Consider the following 17,213-nt stretch of genomic DNA (forward strand, 5'->3'; position numbering starts at 1 on the left):
TTGAAATGCAGGCTGAGAAACATGGAAAACACCACCCCTTCACACACGGTCCCGGCCAACGTTTCCGGCGTCGTCCCCTCACTGGCCCAAGTCGCGGACTTTGGCCCACCGCAATCCGAAGTAGGCATCGGCTGCCTGATGCCGTGGCTCGGCAAGTTGTACATTTTGAACTACGTCTCCCACCGCAGCAATACCGGCACCGGTGTCGGATTGCGCGTCGTCGAGGGCGACTTCTCGATGAGCATTCACCCGGCCGCCGTCGATGGCACCTATGCAAACCGCTACGTGCACTCGCCCAGCAGCCAGATGATCATCGGGCCACACGTGATCGACACCAAGCACAACGTGCGCACGGTCGAGGCGTTGATCGACATTCGCCTTTGCGGCACGGCCACTCACCTCACCGATCCCGACAACCTCGTTTACATGCTTGGCATGGAAGGCGAGCTGTTCGAGCTCAACGTGCACACACTGGAGTCGAAGCTGATCTTTGACCTCACCCAGGAGCTCGGCACGCCCGGCGAAGGTTCCTGTCATTTCAAGGATTGCTACACGAACCACGACCGACTCGTCATCACTAACAACGATTACAACGGCGACGACTTCGAAGGCAAACGCAACGAGGGCACCCTCGCTGAATACGACGGCAAGTCGTGGAAAGTCCTTGAGCGCAAGCCGTTCATCTGCGTCAACGGACTGAGCTATTTCGGCGGCACGATTTTCGCTAATGGCTGGGACCGCGCGTCTGCTATTCTCAAGGTCTACACGAAAGACGACGACCAGTGGACGACCTACCGTTTACCCAAGGCATCGCATTGTTTCGATCACAAGTGGCAAACCGAGTGGCCACGCATTCGCTCCACCGAACACGAGCGCTTGCTCATGGATCACCACGGCATGTGGTATGAACTGTCGCCGTGGGCATTCGGCAACCGCGTTTGGGGCATTCGTCCGATCTCCACGCACCTCTGGGTACATGGCGACTTCTGCTCGTGGAAGGGCATGTTTGTAATCGGCGCCGACAACACCAGCCACGAAGGCGGAGGCAACCTGCAATGCGCCGAACCGCAGTCCGGCATTTGGATGGGCAAAACCGACGACCTCTGGAACCTCGGCAAACCGACTGGTTGGGGCGGCCCGTGGTGGGAAACCGAAGTCGCAGCCGACGAGGCATCCGACCCGTATTTAATGACCGGCTTCGATAAGAAGGTCCTCCACCTGAGCCACGAATCGGACGGCCCCATCAGCTTCGATGTGGAAATCGATTTTCAAGGCAACGGCAAGTGGAAGACCTACCAGACCATCGAAGTGCCTGCCAACGGCTACACGCCACACGTCTTCCCTGAAGGCTTCAGTGCGCATTGGGTCCGCATCGTCGCGAAGAGCGTCTGCACCGCCACGGCGCAACTTCACTACACCTAACGGATCAAGTTTGCTGAGCGCCTATTGCTTCAGCTGAATATTCCGAAAACGAACGGGGGCGCCTTCGCTTTGCAGAGCGATGGCACCTTTGCTCGGTTCGACCTTGCTGATCTGGTTAACCGTCTGTCCGTTGACGATCACCGTCATTTCTGCGCCCTGCGCAATGACCTCCAGGGTGTTCCATTCGCCCACGGGCTTATCGGCTGTTTCCTTGCGATCCAAGCGCGTCACGGGCACGCCCGGCGCCACAAACATCGAGCCCTCCCCCACGAATCCAGGTAGTTGACCAATGGCGTAAATATCACCCGCCATGCCATGCTGAAGCTGCACCTCGATGCTGCTCGGCCACGTGCGGAAGCCACTCGTCGCCGGCAAAGCATGGAGCAAGACGCCGCTATTGCCGCCGGTTTCGGAGTCCCACTTCCACTCGAGCGTCAAGGTGTAGTCGCTGACATTTTCCGCGAGTATCAGGTAGCCGCGCGGCTTGCCGCTGCAGACCAACTCCCCTGCCTCTATCGTCCAGGCATGCCCACTATCGAGCTGCTTTTCGCCGTCGTAAAAGCTCAACTCGACCAAGGGGCCCTGGGGGAGCGTTTGGGTATCGGCGCTGGCCGCGCAAGAGAACATCTCCGCCAAAACTATGGCAACCGAACAAAAGCAGGTGTTTCGCATGCGCCAGACTATGGCGTTAGATAGCAGCGGTTAAAAGGGAAATCCGAGCGTTTAGCACGTCTTTGCCGCGACTTTCTTGCGCCGGCGATAGTAGTCTCCAACGCCGAGCAATAACAAGGTTCCGCCAAAGGCGTATGTGGAGGGCTCGGGAATGACCCCTGGCACGATCTCTCCAGTGCTCAGAATGTAGGCGTCGTAAATACCCGGCTCCAGGCCATAGGGATTTACAAACTTGATCTTGCTCAGCTGATCCGCAGTTAGGCCCGAGCTATCCGTGCCGATGTAAAACTGGTCGGTGCCGCCCCCACCGGTGCCGGTTACAATGTTGTAAGCATTGCCAGACCATTCCGTGATGAGCAAAGTTTCGGAGCTCGACCAATCGATGCCCGAGCTATCCGCAAAGGAAATGATGGTGCTCGTGGAGTCGCCAGTGAAATTCATTTCGGAGTCCGCACTGAGCGTGAGGCTAAGTGTGCCCAGGCTTTCATTAACGTTGTTGAGTTCAATGTAGCCACTGCTGTAGTTAACCGTCGTCGTGCTGCCAAACTGGACATCGGAAGCGGGCGTAGTTTCAGAAACAATCAACGAGCCGCCCTCGATGCTGATATTAGTCGTGCCACCGCTGTTAAAGCCAAGGCGCGGATTCGTGCCCGTGCCTTCCAGTTCTAGCGTGCCACTTTGCAAGGCCAGTGTTCCATCGATTTCACCAGTCTGCGAACCCGCGAGCACCAATGTGCCACCGCCTGTCAGGTTAACATCCTGAGTGCTCGAAATCGCGGTTTCGATCGTTGCGGTATTACCACTGTAAACATTGATAAACGCGGTATCGATCATACTGTTGTTACCTTCACCGTCGTCGAAGGCAATTAACTGGTCGTCAGTATCAAAAACAATCTCACCGCCAGTCCCATGCCCGATCGTCACCGTGCCGTCCACAAAGTCCAAACCGAAAACATTCGAGCTCCCAGCCTTGGTCACGGTAAAGTCACCACTGGCCTCTCCAGTTCCACCGTCATTCGCGGAAAAAGTCGCCACTTTATATTCGGTATAGGCACCGGTCGAAACATTGCCCGTAGGATCATCACTCCAATTGGTATTGGTGCTGTTCCATGTGCCTGCCGCATCACCACCTCCATCGTTGGTTGCGCCCGCTGTCGATCCGTTAATGTCCCAATAAACCCCAGCAGTGAAACCCGCCGTTTGCACGTGGTATGAAGTGGGCGATTCATAGATACTACCGCCACCGGTGTCAGCGCCGCTATCCACCGATCCCCAAACAGCCGTGTCGGCTGAGCTTACGTACCAGGAGCGGGTAGTCGTCGAGCTGCTGGCGTCTGGCATTTGCCATGCGGCGTCGATACTACTGGAACCGTCAATCAACTGTGTATAGAGCGCCCACTGTGTGGTCGTATCCATCGAATCCACATCATTTTCGTTGTAGATCCAAACATAGGCCTGCTGACCAGCGGCAAAGGTGTAGCTGCTATCGGCGCCTGTATAGGTGGAGGTCGTTTGCTGGCTGGAATCCAGCCCGGCACTATCCAGATAGAGCCCGACATTAGTTGCCCCAGCTGTATAGAAAAACGGATCACCATCAAAAGCATGCCAGTTGTCTGCCCATTCATCTATGTTGTCCGCCGTCGGCACAAAGCTGCCAAAGGTGCCGAGTTCATAGGTGTACCCATTGCTAGGTGACGGAATCGACGTGCCATCCTGCTGCACGATACGATTGAAGGAAATTCCCGTCCCCCAATTGATCGTAATCTGGGCGACTAACGCACTCGGCAAGAGGAAGAGGATTGCTAGATATGTTCTTTTAAAAATCACTGTAGCAGGAAAGTCATCAAGGCGTGGGCTCGGGGACGATGAGCACAGTCTCATCGCCCTCGGGTAGCTTAATCAGGCTCGCACGGTCACTGCGGAATTGCAGCGTATTGGGCGAATCATTGAGGTTCGTAAAGGGTGGTCCACCAACTTCAGCATAGTCGATCCATGCATCCTCGGTGTCATCGAAGAGGAAGAATACTGTGGCGCGACCATCTATTTCTGGATCAGTGTCCCAGAGTAGGATTTCCGCAGCGTTATCCGGGTCTGCCCCCGCCTGGAATACACTGGAGGTCATGCCGCGACCGTTTTGCCCGTCGTCTGCGCCATCCACGGGCACCTGGGTGACAGGATAGAGAGCACCAATGAGGTTATACCCAGCAATGGTTGGGTCGCCGCCATTGTCGTTGAGCACAACTGCGGAATCATGGTTTCTCACCTTACCGTAAGCGTAGATCTTCGAGGCTTCCTGACGGGAAATAATCACAAAGCCCGTCGCAGGATCGATAGTCAAACTGCCCTGATCTTCGAATGGATAAAGCTGGTCCTCACGCACCCAATAGGCACCCTCTGTCACGCCAAAGAATGCCCACTCGGGACCATAATACCCCAGCATGAAGGCTTCGTATTCAGGTATGGAGCGGCGGTTATTGAAGATGTAAATGTGAGTCGCCAAGTTCGGGTCTCCGCTGTCCTGACCAACGAACGTGCTATCCTTATCAAAGAGCTCATCAAATGTGCGGTAGCGGCGAATCTTAATGTCGGCACCCGTGAGTGCAGGCATGTCGTTAGCGGTGTTGAAAGTATCTCCGCCAGTTGGGGAATAGATATCGGTATCAGTGGTGAGTGTCACTTCGTCAACATCGCCGCTGGCGATTTCAAAGCGGTGCCCTTCAAAAGCGCCACTAGCCACCTCCACGTAGTAACCTCCGCCATTGACCAGCGCCCCGAGGTCAGAGCCATTGGCCGTGCTACCCAAGTCAAGGATCTGCCCCGCAACGGCATCTACCGTGCCGCAGAAGACTTCATCCATCGTAAACGGATTGCTCCAGGAGTTGGCCTCCGCCAGCTCCATCTGAGTAGCCTGCCAACCATAGACTTGCGTGTAGAGCGTTGTCGCGCCAGTAGTCACGGCTAAGCGCACGAGGCCGAAATCGGTAGAGTTAAAGCCCGATGCAGCTTGTATGTTACCGTAGGTAATTGTTTCAAAACTGCCGTTGTCTATGCTGGTGAATGGCGCCGATACCGAGCTATTGGCTGGAATAGTTGCGATAGTGAACCAAGTGCCCAACAAGTCATTGGTGCCCTCCAACGTGTAGCTAACGTTGAGCAGATTATTCGGACGCGAGAAGACGACATCAAAACGCCCAGTAGATGCATCGATCAACTGCAAGCGCAATAGACCGTTGGCGAGGACGCCCGTGCTGGTGTCGCCATTAAGTGCGAGTTCGAGGAAGTCGGATTCGCAATCGCTATCGCTGTTAGCCGTGGCACTAGAATCAAAGAATGACGTGCTGCTAGTAATAGAGCCACCACTGGTCACCACTATACCCGTGATGATCGCATTATCATTGGCGCCATCGTCGTCACCAGTACTGTAGTAGCCACTGGGATCAGTTTCGCGGATGATGTAAGTTCCAACCGGCACAGAGGCAAATGCGTAATCGCCATTTACATCGCTGGTAGCCGGAAAGTCATAAACAATGTCTACGCCATCGATGAGGCCGTTACCGTTCGCATCAAGAATCAAATCGATAGTTGCGTTGGCCAAACCTGGCTCACCGCTATCATAATCACCGCTCAGGTTGAGGTCGTCGTATACCGTGCCGGAGATCGATCCATATTCAGCCTCAAGGAAAATCAGACTGGTGAGGGTATCGCCATTACTGGCTAGGCTCAGCGCATTCTCGTCACCAATAACGTTGTTGATCGTATTATTAAATCCGTCTGTGTCCGAAACGCTGATGTAACCGACTGGCTGATTGAGCTGCACAACGCGATAATCGCCCAGCGGCAGGTTCTCAAAGCTGAAGGTGCCCAAGCCATCCGTTGTCGACTCCGGTTCTTGCACACCGGCCGTGTTTGGATCGGTGTCGATTGTTGAGCCGTCAGCGTTTCGCAAGGTAATGACAATACCAGCAAGTCCTACATCACCCACACCATTGCCATCGGCATCTGCCAAAACTTGCCCCGAAATCACGCCCACGTTGACTGCATCAAATACCGATGATGTCAGCGGCGATGTTTGCTGGACACTAGTGTAAGATGCAGTGTTGTTGATCGAAGAGACGTCGGGAAAATCGTTAACCGTAACTGCGTATGTAATGGTGAGAGTGTCACCAGCATTCATATCAATATCGTCCGCAGCGGTAATTAACTGACCTGCTGTAGTTGGGTCACCTGCATCGTCAGTTATCGTAAAGACTGAATTGGCGACAATCTCTATTTCGTTCACCGACATGTAACCGGTAAACCCATTACCAGTAAGGCGGATCACGCTGTTCGCGCCGATCAAAGCAGACGGTATGTCAACGGCAAGTTGGGATGGGTTGGTACCAAGCGCACCGACCAACTGATAAACTTCAGTCCAAGTCGAACCATTGTTTCCGGATACTTCTATCGTGAAGGTATCCGTCCCATTTATCGTGTTGTATTGCTGAAGATTAATATTGATCGTCGCCGACGTCATTGAGGTCAGATCGATCGGGCGTTGCAGGGTGTAATCGCCCCCGCCCAGTCCGGTCCAGAAAAGATCTTCGTAACTGCCTCCATCAATCTGAATGCCTCCAGCAGCAGGATTGTCTCCTGACTCCGATCCGCCTTCCGTCCAGGAGCCTGACCAAGTATCGCTACCAAAACTATTACTGTAGGATTGGGTCGAGAAGTCATCCAGGTATTCCAAACCACCAGCGTCTCCAGACCAGGTGTAGCTGGCGCTGTCGGCTACGTAAGTTGTGCCAGCAGGTAGTAAGTCCGTAATCGTTACGTTCTCCTGCACCGATCCGGTATTATTTGTGATGACGATTGTGTAGTTGACCGTGTCACCGGGATCGAGGTCCCCTGCAGCATCCGAAGTCTTCACCACATCGATCAACGCCGTTTGCTGTTGATAGCCAAAGTCCACATCGGTTTGGTCGGTATTATCACCCAAGGTTACCTCGACCGGAACGCTAGTCGTCGCATTATAGGCCGGCGGCCCGGGCAAAGTGCTTTCGTCGACTCGAACGTCGTAATCTCCGGCATCAAGATTCGGGAAAGTATAGTCGCCATTGGCGTCTGTATCTGCGGTCGGCTCGTTTAAGTCGAAAACACCATTCTCGTTAAGGTCGAGGTAAACGGTGATGCCGCTCAAACCGCTTTCACCACCACCCTGTGACTGATCACCATCGGCGTCATCCCATACACGCCCCGTTACACTGGATGTTTGCGTGGTCAACAAAGTATCGCTGGCGCTAGCGTCAAGCAAGTTGGCAAATTCATCTTCAGCATCGTCAACAATGGCTGAATTGGCAACGGGATTCGACTCGCCAATGACTCGGAACGTAATCGTTAAGTCGGTTGACTCACCGGAGTTAAGCGATCCCAAATCATCCCATACAATCGAGCCGCGTGTTACTGAGCTGGGCAAGATAGATGCGGAAACGTACTCAATGTGGTCAGCATTGTAGCTATCTTCCAGCGGTAGTGTGAGGACGTTGGTATTGCCATCGTTGGCAATACTTATTGTGTAGGTCGCCAAGTCACCATAACTCAGGGTAACAGCGCCGCCATCCAAACTCTTGGTGACTGATAGATTCGGGCCCTGATTACCATCGAGGAAGTAATTGCCCGCATAGGTGGTGTTTGGCGCAGCTGTGATGCTGATCTGGTTGTCATTCGCACCATCGGTGTCTGCGGTGCTCAGGTAATTCGCTGGATCCGTTTCAAGCAAAACATAATCCCCCGCTGGCACAGAGAAGCTGAAATTACCCGATCCATCCGTAACAGCCGTGTCGACCAAATCTTCGCTAAAGTCCACAAGGCCGTTTTGATTAGCGTCATTGTAGAGCTCCACCGTGACGCCGCTAATACCGGAATCAGCGTCACCCGTGTCTCCGTCGCTATCGGTGTCATCGCGCACCTGGCCGCTAATCGTCGCCGGAATGCCGTCGATAAAGTCGATGTTCGTTTCGTCCACACCAGCTCCCAACGCAATGAGCGTGATGCTGGCGTCGCCACCGTCGGAGTCACTCACCGAGACGTAGCCCGAGGCGTCCTCGGCTACGATCTGGTAAACGCCCGGGCGTAAATTCCCGAAGCTAAAGGCACCGCCTCCAGCGGTAGTTACTTCAACATCCACGCCATCGAATACACCATTGCTATTACGGTCGATGAAGACACGCACACCGTCGATACCAACATCGCCAGTACCATCGCCATCGGTATCGTCATAGACCACACCGGAAATGCTGCCTGGCAAAAGTTCCTCAGTAAAATAGTAGCCAGTATTCAACCCGATGCCAACGGTGATCAACGTCACGTCGCCAATGCGGTTAACCAAGCCGCCGTCCGACGAACCTACACTCTGATAGCCACTTGGCTGCACTTGGCGTACGATATATGAAGTCCCAGCAACAAGGTCAGTAAAGAAGAACTGGCCGGATATATTTGAGGTCGTCGTCGTGGCTTGTACGCCAACGGTCTCGGAATCACTGTCAATTGAATTCCCTGACGAATCCAGTAGCTCCAACACGACATTGGCGATGCCAATATCTCCAACTCCGTCGCCATTATAGTCCTCGTAAACATAACCAACAATTGTCGCAGGCTGCTGCTCAATGAAGGTGTTGCCGCTCGTAGTGACGTCGTCCGTGATGACGATTAGCGTCACGTCACCGAGAATATTTTCGTCTCCACCGTCATCGGCGCTCGCAACGCTAAAGTAGCCACTCGGCTGCGTTTGCTTCACTTGGTAGCTACCCGGCACCACACCTTCGAAGCTGTAGGCACCATCGCTGTCCGTTGTGGTAACGGTGATTTGAACGCCTGGTAAATCGGTGTCGCTGTCGATCGAATTACCCGATGAATCCAGCAGCTCGACAGTCACGTTTTCAATGCCCAAGTTGCCATTACCATCGCCCGTGGTATCTTCGAGCACGTAACCGCTGAGGATACCCTGAGCAGGATTGTAAATGTCGTTCGTGACGCTGGAGTCGGTCGGCGTCAGTTGTTGGTCACTCACCACACTGGCGGTGTTGGTAATAGAGACGCCCGCCGGATCATCGACAACCTTCACCTTGTAGGTAATCGTCAGGTATTGACCGTCAGCGAGCAGGTAGTCATTGCCCAACTCGGTGTTGGTCGGGAAGTTACCCGCCGAACCTGTCTGTGATTCAGCTTCCGTCCAATCAACACTGATAACGATGTCGTCAAAATTGACCCAATCGTTGTCTTCGAGAATCCCGCTCTCGGAGTAAAAACGAATCACAGTATTCGCGGTAAAGAATCCACTGGTGATCGTGATCGGCGTTCCCTGATCCACGAAATCATTATCATTGTTTCCGTCGCCGTAAGTGCCAAGCGTCGTCCAAGGCGCTGAGCCCGTTGCGGAGATCTGCACGTCCACATCGTCATCGGCGGCATTCAGCGATACGCGGCGATAAGTGAAATCAATCGTGGCGGAATCCGCAGCCGACAGGTCAACTCCGCGACCCGCGCCATTGTCCTGGTTTTCAATCGTCAGCGCCCAAGACGGCGTGTTGGCGCCAGTGTCATTTGCGATTTCAATATCGTCGACGTCGAAACCGTTACTCTCATCGATTTCAAACCAATTTCCAACCCACCCCGGCACACCGCCAGAGGCAATCGGCGTGCCGCCGGTTTCATCCTGCGACTCGAAATCCTCGGTAATGTTCGTCGTGTAGTTATTTTCATAACCCAACGGTGCGTTGATGCTCAAGCTGCCGGAAACAAACGTGACATCGGACGGCAAGGAGTCGGTGATGTCGATGCCCGTGTGCGTGCTGCCCGAGGTGTTGGACACGAGCACGGTGTAAGTAATCGTGTCACCGGGTTCGACATCGCCCGTCGCATCAGAAGTCTTTACGATGCCCAAGCCAGTGAAGGCAAAACCGGTGTCCGCCGCAACCGTCGTGGCGCTGGCGTTGACCGTGACGCTCTGTGGATCGTTGGCCGTCGTAGGCGTCGAATCCATGCCGGAGGGCAGAGTCGAAGTATCCACCTTGATTGATACCGAGCCCGTCGTTGGTATCGCCAAAACATAGTCACCGGAGCTATCTGTTATGGCGCTGACTTCATCATCGTTGTCCCCAAGGATATCGTTGGTGCCATCAGGATCGAGAATGCCATCTGAGTTTACGTCATAGAACACCGTGACACCGCTCAAGTCGGGCTCACCCGCGTCCAGATTACCATCGCTATCCAAATCGATAAACAAGTGGCCGGCCACGCCTTGCGGCTGCTGGTAGCCAATCCCGTCAAATGTATTGATGCCCGAAGTCGCCGTGAGTGACTGTGGTTCGTTGTCCACCCCGAGGTCAGTCGTCAAAGTATAACCAGCGGGCAGCGAAGACTCATCCACGTTAACCCACACTTCGCCCGTGGCGACTTCTGCGGTGTAGCTGCCATCTGCCAGGGTGCGAATAGTCTGCACATTCCCCAGCGAATCAGTGATGATCACATCGACACCGCCAATGCCATCCTCGCCAACACCCGGCGTAGTGTCGCCATCGCCATCAACGTCGTTGAAAATGATGCCCGTCACGGTCGTCAGTTCGAGGCCGAAGTCGGCGTCCGCATCTTCGCCTGGATCAAGCGTCAGCGAGAAGTATGTCAGCGTCGGCGTGGTAATCGACAATGCGTCATCAAGGAAGTTTTCATCGATGCGAACCGTGTAAGTTCCTTCAGCGAGATTGCCGATGCGGTAAGCGCCATCGGAGTCAGTAATGTCAAACGGCTCGTTCGAATCACGTACGCCGTCGCCATCTAGGTCAATGTAAACACGTAAACCAGCCAAACCACTTTCAACCCCATCTTGAGAGCCGCTGCCATCGTCGTCCTGCCAAACAGTGCCACTCACGCTTGCGGCGTCGGTCGTCAGGTCTTCATTGCTGTCTTCAGCTGGGGGCACGGCATCCCCATTCACATCGATTGCAAATCGCGCTTCCCCAACGTTGAGCGCCGGATCGCACTCGCCTACGACGAGGAAGGTCAACGTGATCTGGGTAGTCGCGCCGGGTGCAAGCGTCGTAGCGCCAGCCAATAAGTCATTCCACTGAGCCACACCTCCACCACTGGAATCCGCAGCTGGCGTAGCTGCCAAAAACTGAAGACAGGAACTGTAGTTATCCGTAAAGGGCAGCGTTTCAATCGTGGTGTCGCCAGTGTTTTCGATATCGATCGTAAATTCTACGAGATTGCCGTAGTAGGCCGTTTGCGCACCACCTTCGAGCGACTTGGTAATGGTTAAGCCGGGATTTGTCACGGTGAGGTTTTCCGTGTCGCTGTCGGACGGATCGTTGAAGGCAGAAGTCGTGTTCGCAGTCGCAGTGCTGCTGATCGTGCCAGCGGCCGCCGAGGTGTAGGTCACGGTGACCGAAGTGCTCTCCCCTACCCCCAAGGCACCGAGGTCGTCCCAAGTCAACGTGCGCGTGCCAGTGGACACCGCATTGCTGTCCGGCGTAACCGACGCCGATACAAAAGTGAGCTCGGCATCGGCAAACGCATCCTGCAATTCAACCGTGGCGAGGTCTACATTGCCAACATTGGTCACCGTGATTTGATAAACAACCTGATCACCGACAATCGCCGAGCCGTCCGAGGGCTCGACCAACACTTTGTCCACCACCACGCCAGCGGTATTTGGGGTGGTCAGTGGCACAGCAGCTTGATCCTGCGAGCCGTCCGTCGGATCGTCGTCGTCAAAATACGTTACCGTTAGACCGGTCCCTACGTCAGCATTAATGTCGCCATCGTCGGCATTGGTGGTGTCCGTCGCCGAGGGGAAGAGCGCCGTAAAGATGCCCGTATTGACGCCGGTTTCCACTAGAGTAACAACATCACTGTCCCCAGAGCTCGTAGTGATGGTGACTTGCACCGTATCAATAGCGCCAGAGTCCTCGTTTTCATCGTAGTCAATCAAGCGCACGCCAATGGATTCCGCACTCGTAAAGGTGTCTGTATCGGCACCATCATTGCCCGTTGTAAACGAAATTTGGGAAGGCGTGCCACCGTCGATCCCGGCCAATGTAATGGTGCTTTGCAGCGAGTCGGATACGGTGCCTTCTGTGCCTTCGTCCGCCGAAACGGTGATCGTATAAAGGCCATCAGTTGCCGGAGTCTGCCACTCGTATTCGTAAGTCAAAGAGTCAGCATCACTGGCAATAAGTGAGGCGACTGAGCTCAAGTCACTCGGGTCAGGCGTCAGCAAATTAATACTGTTGGGATCTGTGATCTGAATACCCGGATTACTAATATCAGAAGTGCCAAACGGGTCACTGATGGTCGTGCGGATGTAGAATTTTTGGCCGACAAACCCATCAGTAACCAGGGTTCCATCTGGGTAAGGCGCATCATAGACATCTACATTCTCCACATCAATAACGGTCGTTGCAGGCAGTGCAATCGCACTCGGATAGGTCCCACTATCATAAAGAATGTCGAATGCGATACCTGCGGCATTGACGAGTCCGAACTCTACTGCATCTCCCGGATCGATGGTGACATCAGCGTCCAGCGTACCACTCCAATCGAGCTGGTATAGATTCGTAGCGCCCGTAGAAATCGTCGTCACATTCGCTGTCGAATCCTGGAAAAAGCTCGTGCTGTTTACTGAAAGGTCGAGTGCGATATCCACCGTAGCGCCAAGGCTGGCCGTCGTTTCGATGTAAAGCGTAGCACCCGCTGCGCCTCCAGTCGGCATACTGAAGGTTTGGCTCATCGTAGGCGACTGAGTAAAACTCACCGCCGATGGCACCGAGCTATTAATCGCGAAGGCGGCAACCGCCCAAGCGTCACTTCCACCAAAGGTCCATGAAAAGTCCGCTGTGCTTTCGCCCGGGCCAATGACCTTCGATGAAATTTCGCCTTCCGAACCATCGCCCGTTACACCTTCTGCTTTAACCGGGCCAAAGACATTGTCCTGACCAGAATCGGCAGTAATTGTACGCGCATCGTCTTGTGACACGTAAGCGTAGACAAGGTCACCCGGATCACCTGGAACGTTACTGATTGACGCCGATGTAGAATAGCCGCTGTTGGTTTGCGGCGTGTCAAAGGCCGAGTAAGTTGATGTTCCAGAATTGAAAACGCTCAGGTCGACATTATCAAAAGTCGTCGCCACAACAATAATCGAATCTTCCGCTCCACCGTTTACCTGCGAATTATTCACGGCAATATCGACATCCCCGCTACCCACAGATGGGTTGTAAACGAACCAAATTTCTACGAAGGCTTCTTGCGTAGTGCCTTGGTCGCTTAGCTTGGTCGCAGTTTGCGAGGCAGCGAGATCGGAGTCCCAACTGACACCGGAGATATCAAACCCAGTATGGTTATCAGACTCGCCGAAAATCGCAATGACCATCAAACTGTCCGTTCCGCTAAAGACTTCATGCGCGAGCGAAACCGTGGGATTGCCTGTGGACATATTGGAGCCTGCAACAAAGCTTTCATAGGTGACAACGCCATTGAGTTTGACCCCGGTTTCAATTTCCAGTGATGCGCCTGGGCGGCCAGCAGCTCCGGGTTCAATACGGGTCAGGGCGTTACTACCAGTGTTGTCGCGCAAGTAGAGTAGCTTTTCGTTGGTGGGCACAGGCACAGTTGCCGAAGCAGTGTCGAAGTTGGGCAACGCTACCGGATCACCCGGATCAGTCGCTGTCACACTTAAACTGTCACCCACGTTAATCTTGAGCACACTGTTTTGCGGATTCACGGATCCGCCGCCCGTTGTGCTCAATGGCCCACCACGGAAAATGCCAGTATTAGCGCCTGTCTCAGTCAGATTCACCAATTCGAAATCTCCATTCGTGGAGTTGGTCACGATAACCGTAAAAGTGTCGGCGTTGACCTGACTTACGTTCAGGTCTGGGTCGGTGAGCTCCAAATAAATGTCGTCCCCCTCATCATATAAAGATACCGTCGCATAGCCACTATCGGTAAATTCGATGCTCGGCGAAACGCGGTTGTTGACCACATCAATCGCGCTGGACGAAGACAACGAATCAGCGATCAATACTTCCGGGCCAATATCAAGGATCGCCGTGTTCACCAGGCTGCCCGCAGCAGCAGGATCAAGCGTCACCTCGAAAATAACGAGCAATTCTTCGCGAATGCCAATCGTTGGCAGGACGATACCCTCACCATCAAGCGGGAACGGTGTACCAGATGGGTCGTCAGCCTGCGCCACCCCGCCAACCGAAAGTGTGCCTTCCACATAACTCACGTTACTGGGGAGCTCATCGGAAAGAATCAAATCTGCCAGAGGAACGGCACCCAGATTAGTAACGCTGACCGTATACTCCACGGTATCACCAGGTTCGTAAATCCCGTCGCCATCGGCAATCTCCTCCGCTGTTTTGATCAACTGCGGGAATGGGAACGGCGGCACCGTGGTGCCCAAGTCGAGGTAGGGATTACCCGCGCCAGCGACACTTGGGTCCTGGCCCCAAGCAGCGGTGATCAGCGTACCATCGACCGTATAGAGCTTCATACCGGTCTGGTCGTTGTCCGAGTCATCGTAAACCTTGGTTTGCTGAAGACGGCTCAAATTGTAAGCGACGTCGTATTTGTTGCCATTGGGGTCCGTATTCGCGCCGGTGGATGCGTCGCCATCATAGTCCACGTAAACCACCGTGCTTTCGGTAACGGCCACCCATACAGGGCTGCCCTGCGCATCCGGCGTTCCATTATCATCACGGTCGTCAGCGCCTGGCCCCCAACCAACAACGACTTGGGGCGTTAAAATTTCTTCAGGCACTAGGCTAAAGCCCCAGTCCCAGGTGTCATTATCTACGCCAGAGGAGCCACCATTGGTCCCACCAGCAGCGACATTGGCCACGCCAAAGAACTTCTCTCCTCCCTGAGAAGTAAAGACTGCGCCAGAGCTGCTAGGCATAGTGTATTCCGCCACTTCACCTGCAGCAATGTTGATCGTGCCAGAGCCAACAAAGGTTTCATAATCAATATCGATCGCCGAACCATTGGGGTTGTAGAGATAGATTTGCGTCGGCTGGTTGCTGCCCGAGCTACCTACCGGATTGTAATATTCCGAACTCCAAGTGTCGACCGGCAGTTGCGTATACCAACGCGCTTCGAGGTTACCCCCGTTCGTGCTCAGGTTGCCCGTAATCAAGTGCACTTGCACATTCCCACTGGAGGTAATCGAGCCACCAGTCTCGACACCACTACCGAAGTAATTTTCACCTTCATTGAGCGTGCGGGTGACATCTACAGCGCCGTCGCCATCCAAATCGATCTCCACCACGTTGCCATCCTCTGCGGACATGATAAAGACCGCGACGTATTCAAACATCTGCTCGGACAAGCTCGCCAGATCTTCACCAATAGGAAACTCGTAGCTAGTGCCGAGGAAGGCGGTTGAGTAAACCTCCACTGCACCCGCTAAAACTGTGCCCGGATTCGTCGCCCACTCCGCACGCGTCATCGCGACAGCTTTAGTCGAAGCCAATTTGTCCCGCGCATCATAGAGAATAGTCGAAGTATCGCGTGGCGTCACAACATCATTGGTCAGCGCAATAACGGCATCCGCATCGATGATATCCGAAGCAAAGCCCGGAGGAATGCCGTTGCTCGGATCGCCATCGCCCCAAATCTGAGTGCCGCCCGGATTTGAGGCGCTGTAGATATTAACCGGATTGGCAATATCGACGTCGTATCCGTTCTCCCAGTGGTCGTAATAAATGATTGTGCTGTCACGCGTAGTGGTCAGCGAGGTCACACTGCGAATCGTCTGCCCTATAGTGCGGTTGGGCTGCATTTCCACCAAAGTTCGCTGCACGGAAGCCTCGGGCAGTGGGAGGTAAAAATATTGCACGGGTTCCGGCCCCGCCCACACACGAGTGGCCAGCAAAAGAAACATTACGCCACAAAAGTAGCGTAATACAGTAGCGATTCCTATATCTCTGGTATTCAAAGGGAATAAATTCTAGGTATTTACTTCTAATTATGAATATGACTAAATGGACCTATTTTTCAAGTACATACAATCGACAACGCCTAGGTGATAAATTTGACAAATTCAACGTCATTAACTATAGATTCCTTAATATTTTATTAATATTCTCTTAATCAGAGGCCACTTCTAGGCGATTATTCCTAAAAATCTTTCCAAAACATGAAGGTCAAAAACCTAGCCATAATAGTGCTATTAGCCTCTATTAATTTGCCAAAAGCCACTGCTTCAACCATTGATTGGGGTGGAGCCATCAATGCTATCGACCGTGAAAGCGATCTATCCACGCCACTCGATGCAAGCTATGTTTTTTATTTGGGCTTTTTTGAAGATTTCACTCCCACTTCCGACAATGTTTCTGAATGGGCTGAGCACTGGACGACCATTGATGCGGTGAACTACAACGCCACATACAGCGTTTTCAACGCCCGCCACCGAGTGACAGCCAGCGACCCAGCAGGCGAGCAAGCCTACATCTGGGGCGTACGACGCAGTCGCGAAAACATGGAGTGGATACTAATCACGGATCCAAGCTGGATCTGGCCATCCGTGGACACCTTTGCCCGCAAAAAGAACTGGCTTGTTGGCTCTGCAACCGTTGCCGTAGTCGGCTCAATCAACGGTGAAAGCTATCAAATGGTCACCGCGCCCGTCAGCAACACCGCCTCCATCCCCGTCATCACCTACGAGATGTGGACTAAAAAATTCTTTGCCGATGGTGACAGCCGCAGCTCCTCCAGCGCAGACCCCGACGGCAACGGAATCGATAACCTTACTGAATTTGCGCTCGACCAAAACCCGGTTAAAAACGAAAGCGGTGCCCTCTTCACTCCGCAGGCATTGAATTCTCCTAGCGAAGCCGAACTGCCCGAGGCTGCACAGAATCGCTACCTTGGCGTGATCGTTCAACCCTCGCTTGACGCCGATGTCCAAATCCTCGGTTGGCTCTCGACCGACCTGACTTTTACGGATAATGTAACTGCCGCCGTCATCGAAACGCTTCCCGACGGCTCACTCCTCATCCGCGACCCCGAAGCACTTGGAAATAGCAACACCCGCAAATTTCTTCGTCTGGAGTTCCTCGAAAACTAGGCCTTGTTGTAAA

At 53.7% G+C, this 17,213-nt stretch carries 5 protein-coding genes; 2 read left to right on the top strand and 3 right to left on the bottom strand.

All coding sequences use genetic code 11. The features are described 5' to 3' along the window. Positions 1 to 21 precede the first annotated feature (21 nt). Entirely contained in the window at positions 22 to 1,422 is a 1,401-nt protein-coding gene (locus RBB62_RS16135) for a hypothetical protein (protein ID WP_309400091.1), read from the top strand. 21 nt (positions 1,423 to 1,443) lie between these two features. On the opposite strand, the gene RBB62_RS16140 is transcribed toward RBB62_RS16135, so the two are convergent. From RBB62_RS16140 to RBB62_RS16150, 3 genes are all read right to left on the bottom strand, one after another. Beyond that, positions 1,444 to 2,049, bottom strand: coding sequence for a 3-keto-disaccharide hydrolase (locus RBB62_RS16140; protein ID WP_309400093.1), 606 nt, complete (start codon positions 2,047 to 2,049; stop codon positions 1,444 to 1,446). Between the two features lie 96 nt (positions 2,050 to 2,145). Next, entirely contained in the window at positions 2,146 to 3,921 is a 1,776-nt protein-coding gene (locus tag RBB62_RS16145) for an autotransporter outer membrane beta-barrel domain-containing protein (protein ID WP_309400094.1), read from the bottom strand. Between the two features lie 16 nt (positions 3,922 to 3,937). Continuing rightward, positions 3,938 to 16,015 (bottom strand): SdrD B-like domain-containing protein, encoded by a 12,078-nt coding sequence (locus tag RBB62_RS16150; protein WP_309400096.1) that lies wholly within the window; start codon positions 16,013 to 16,015, stop codon positions 3,938 to 3,940. A 303-nt stretch (positions 16,016 to 16,318) separates the two neighbouring features. Between RBB62_RS16150 and RBB62_RS16155 the strand changes: the two genes are divergently transcribed. Continuing rightward, positions 16,319 to 17,200, top strand: coding sequence for a hypothetical protein (locus tag RBB62_RS16155; protein ID WP_309400098.1), 882 nt, complete (start codon positions 16,319 to 16,321; stop codon positions 17,198 to 17,200). The last annotated feature ends 13 nt before the right edge of the window (positions 17,201 to 17,213 follow it).

The organism is Cerasicoccus maritimus, from assembly GCA_031296935.1.
Taxonomy (GTDB): domain Bacteria; phylum Verrucomicrobiota; class Verrucomicrobiia; order Opitutales; family Cerasicoccaceae; genus Cerasicoccus; species Cerasicoccus maritimus.

Coding starts and splice junctions, on each gene's coding strand:
- RBB62_RS16135 (WP_309400091.1), top strand. CDS start 22: ATGGAAAACACCACCCCTTCACACACGGTCCCGGCCAACGTTTCCGGC.
- RBB62_RS16140 (WP_309400093.1), bottom strand. CDS start 2,049: ATGTTCTCTTGCGCGGCCAGCGCCGATACCCAAACGCTCCCCCAGGGC.
- RBB62_RS16150 (WP_309400096.1), bottom strand. CDS start 16,015: ATGTTTCTTTTGCTGGCCACTCGTGTGTGGGCGGGGCCGGAACCCGTG.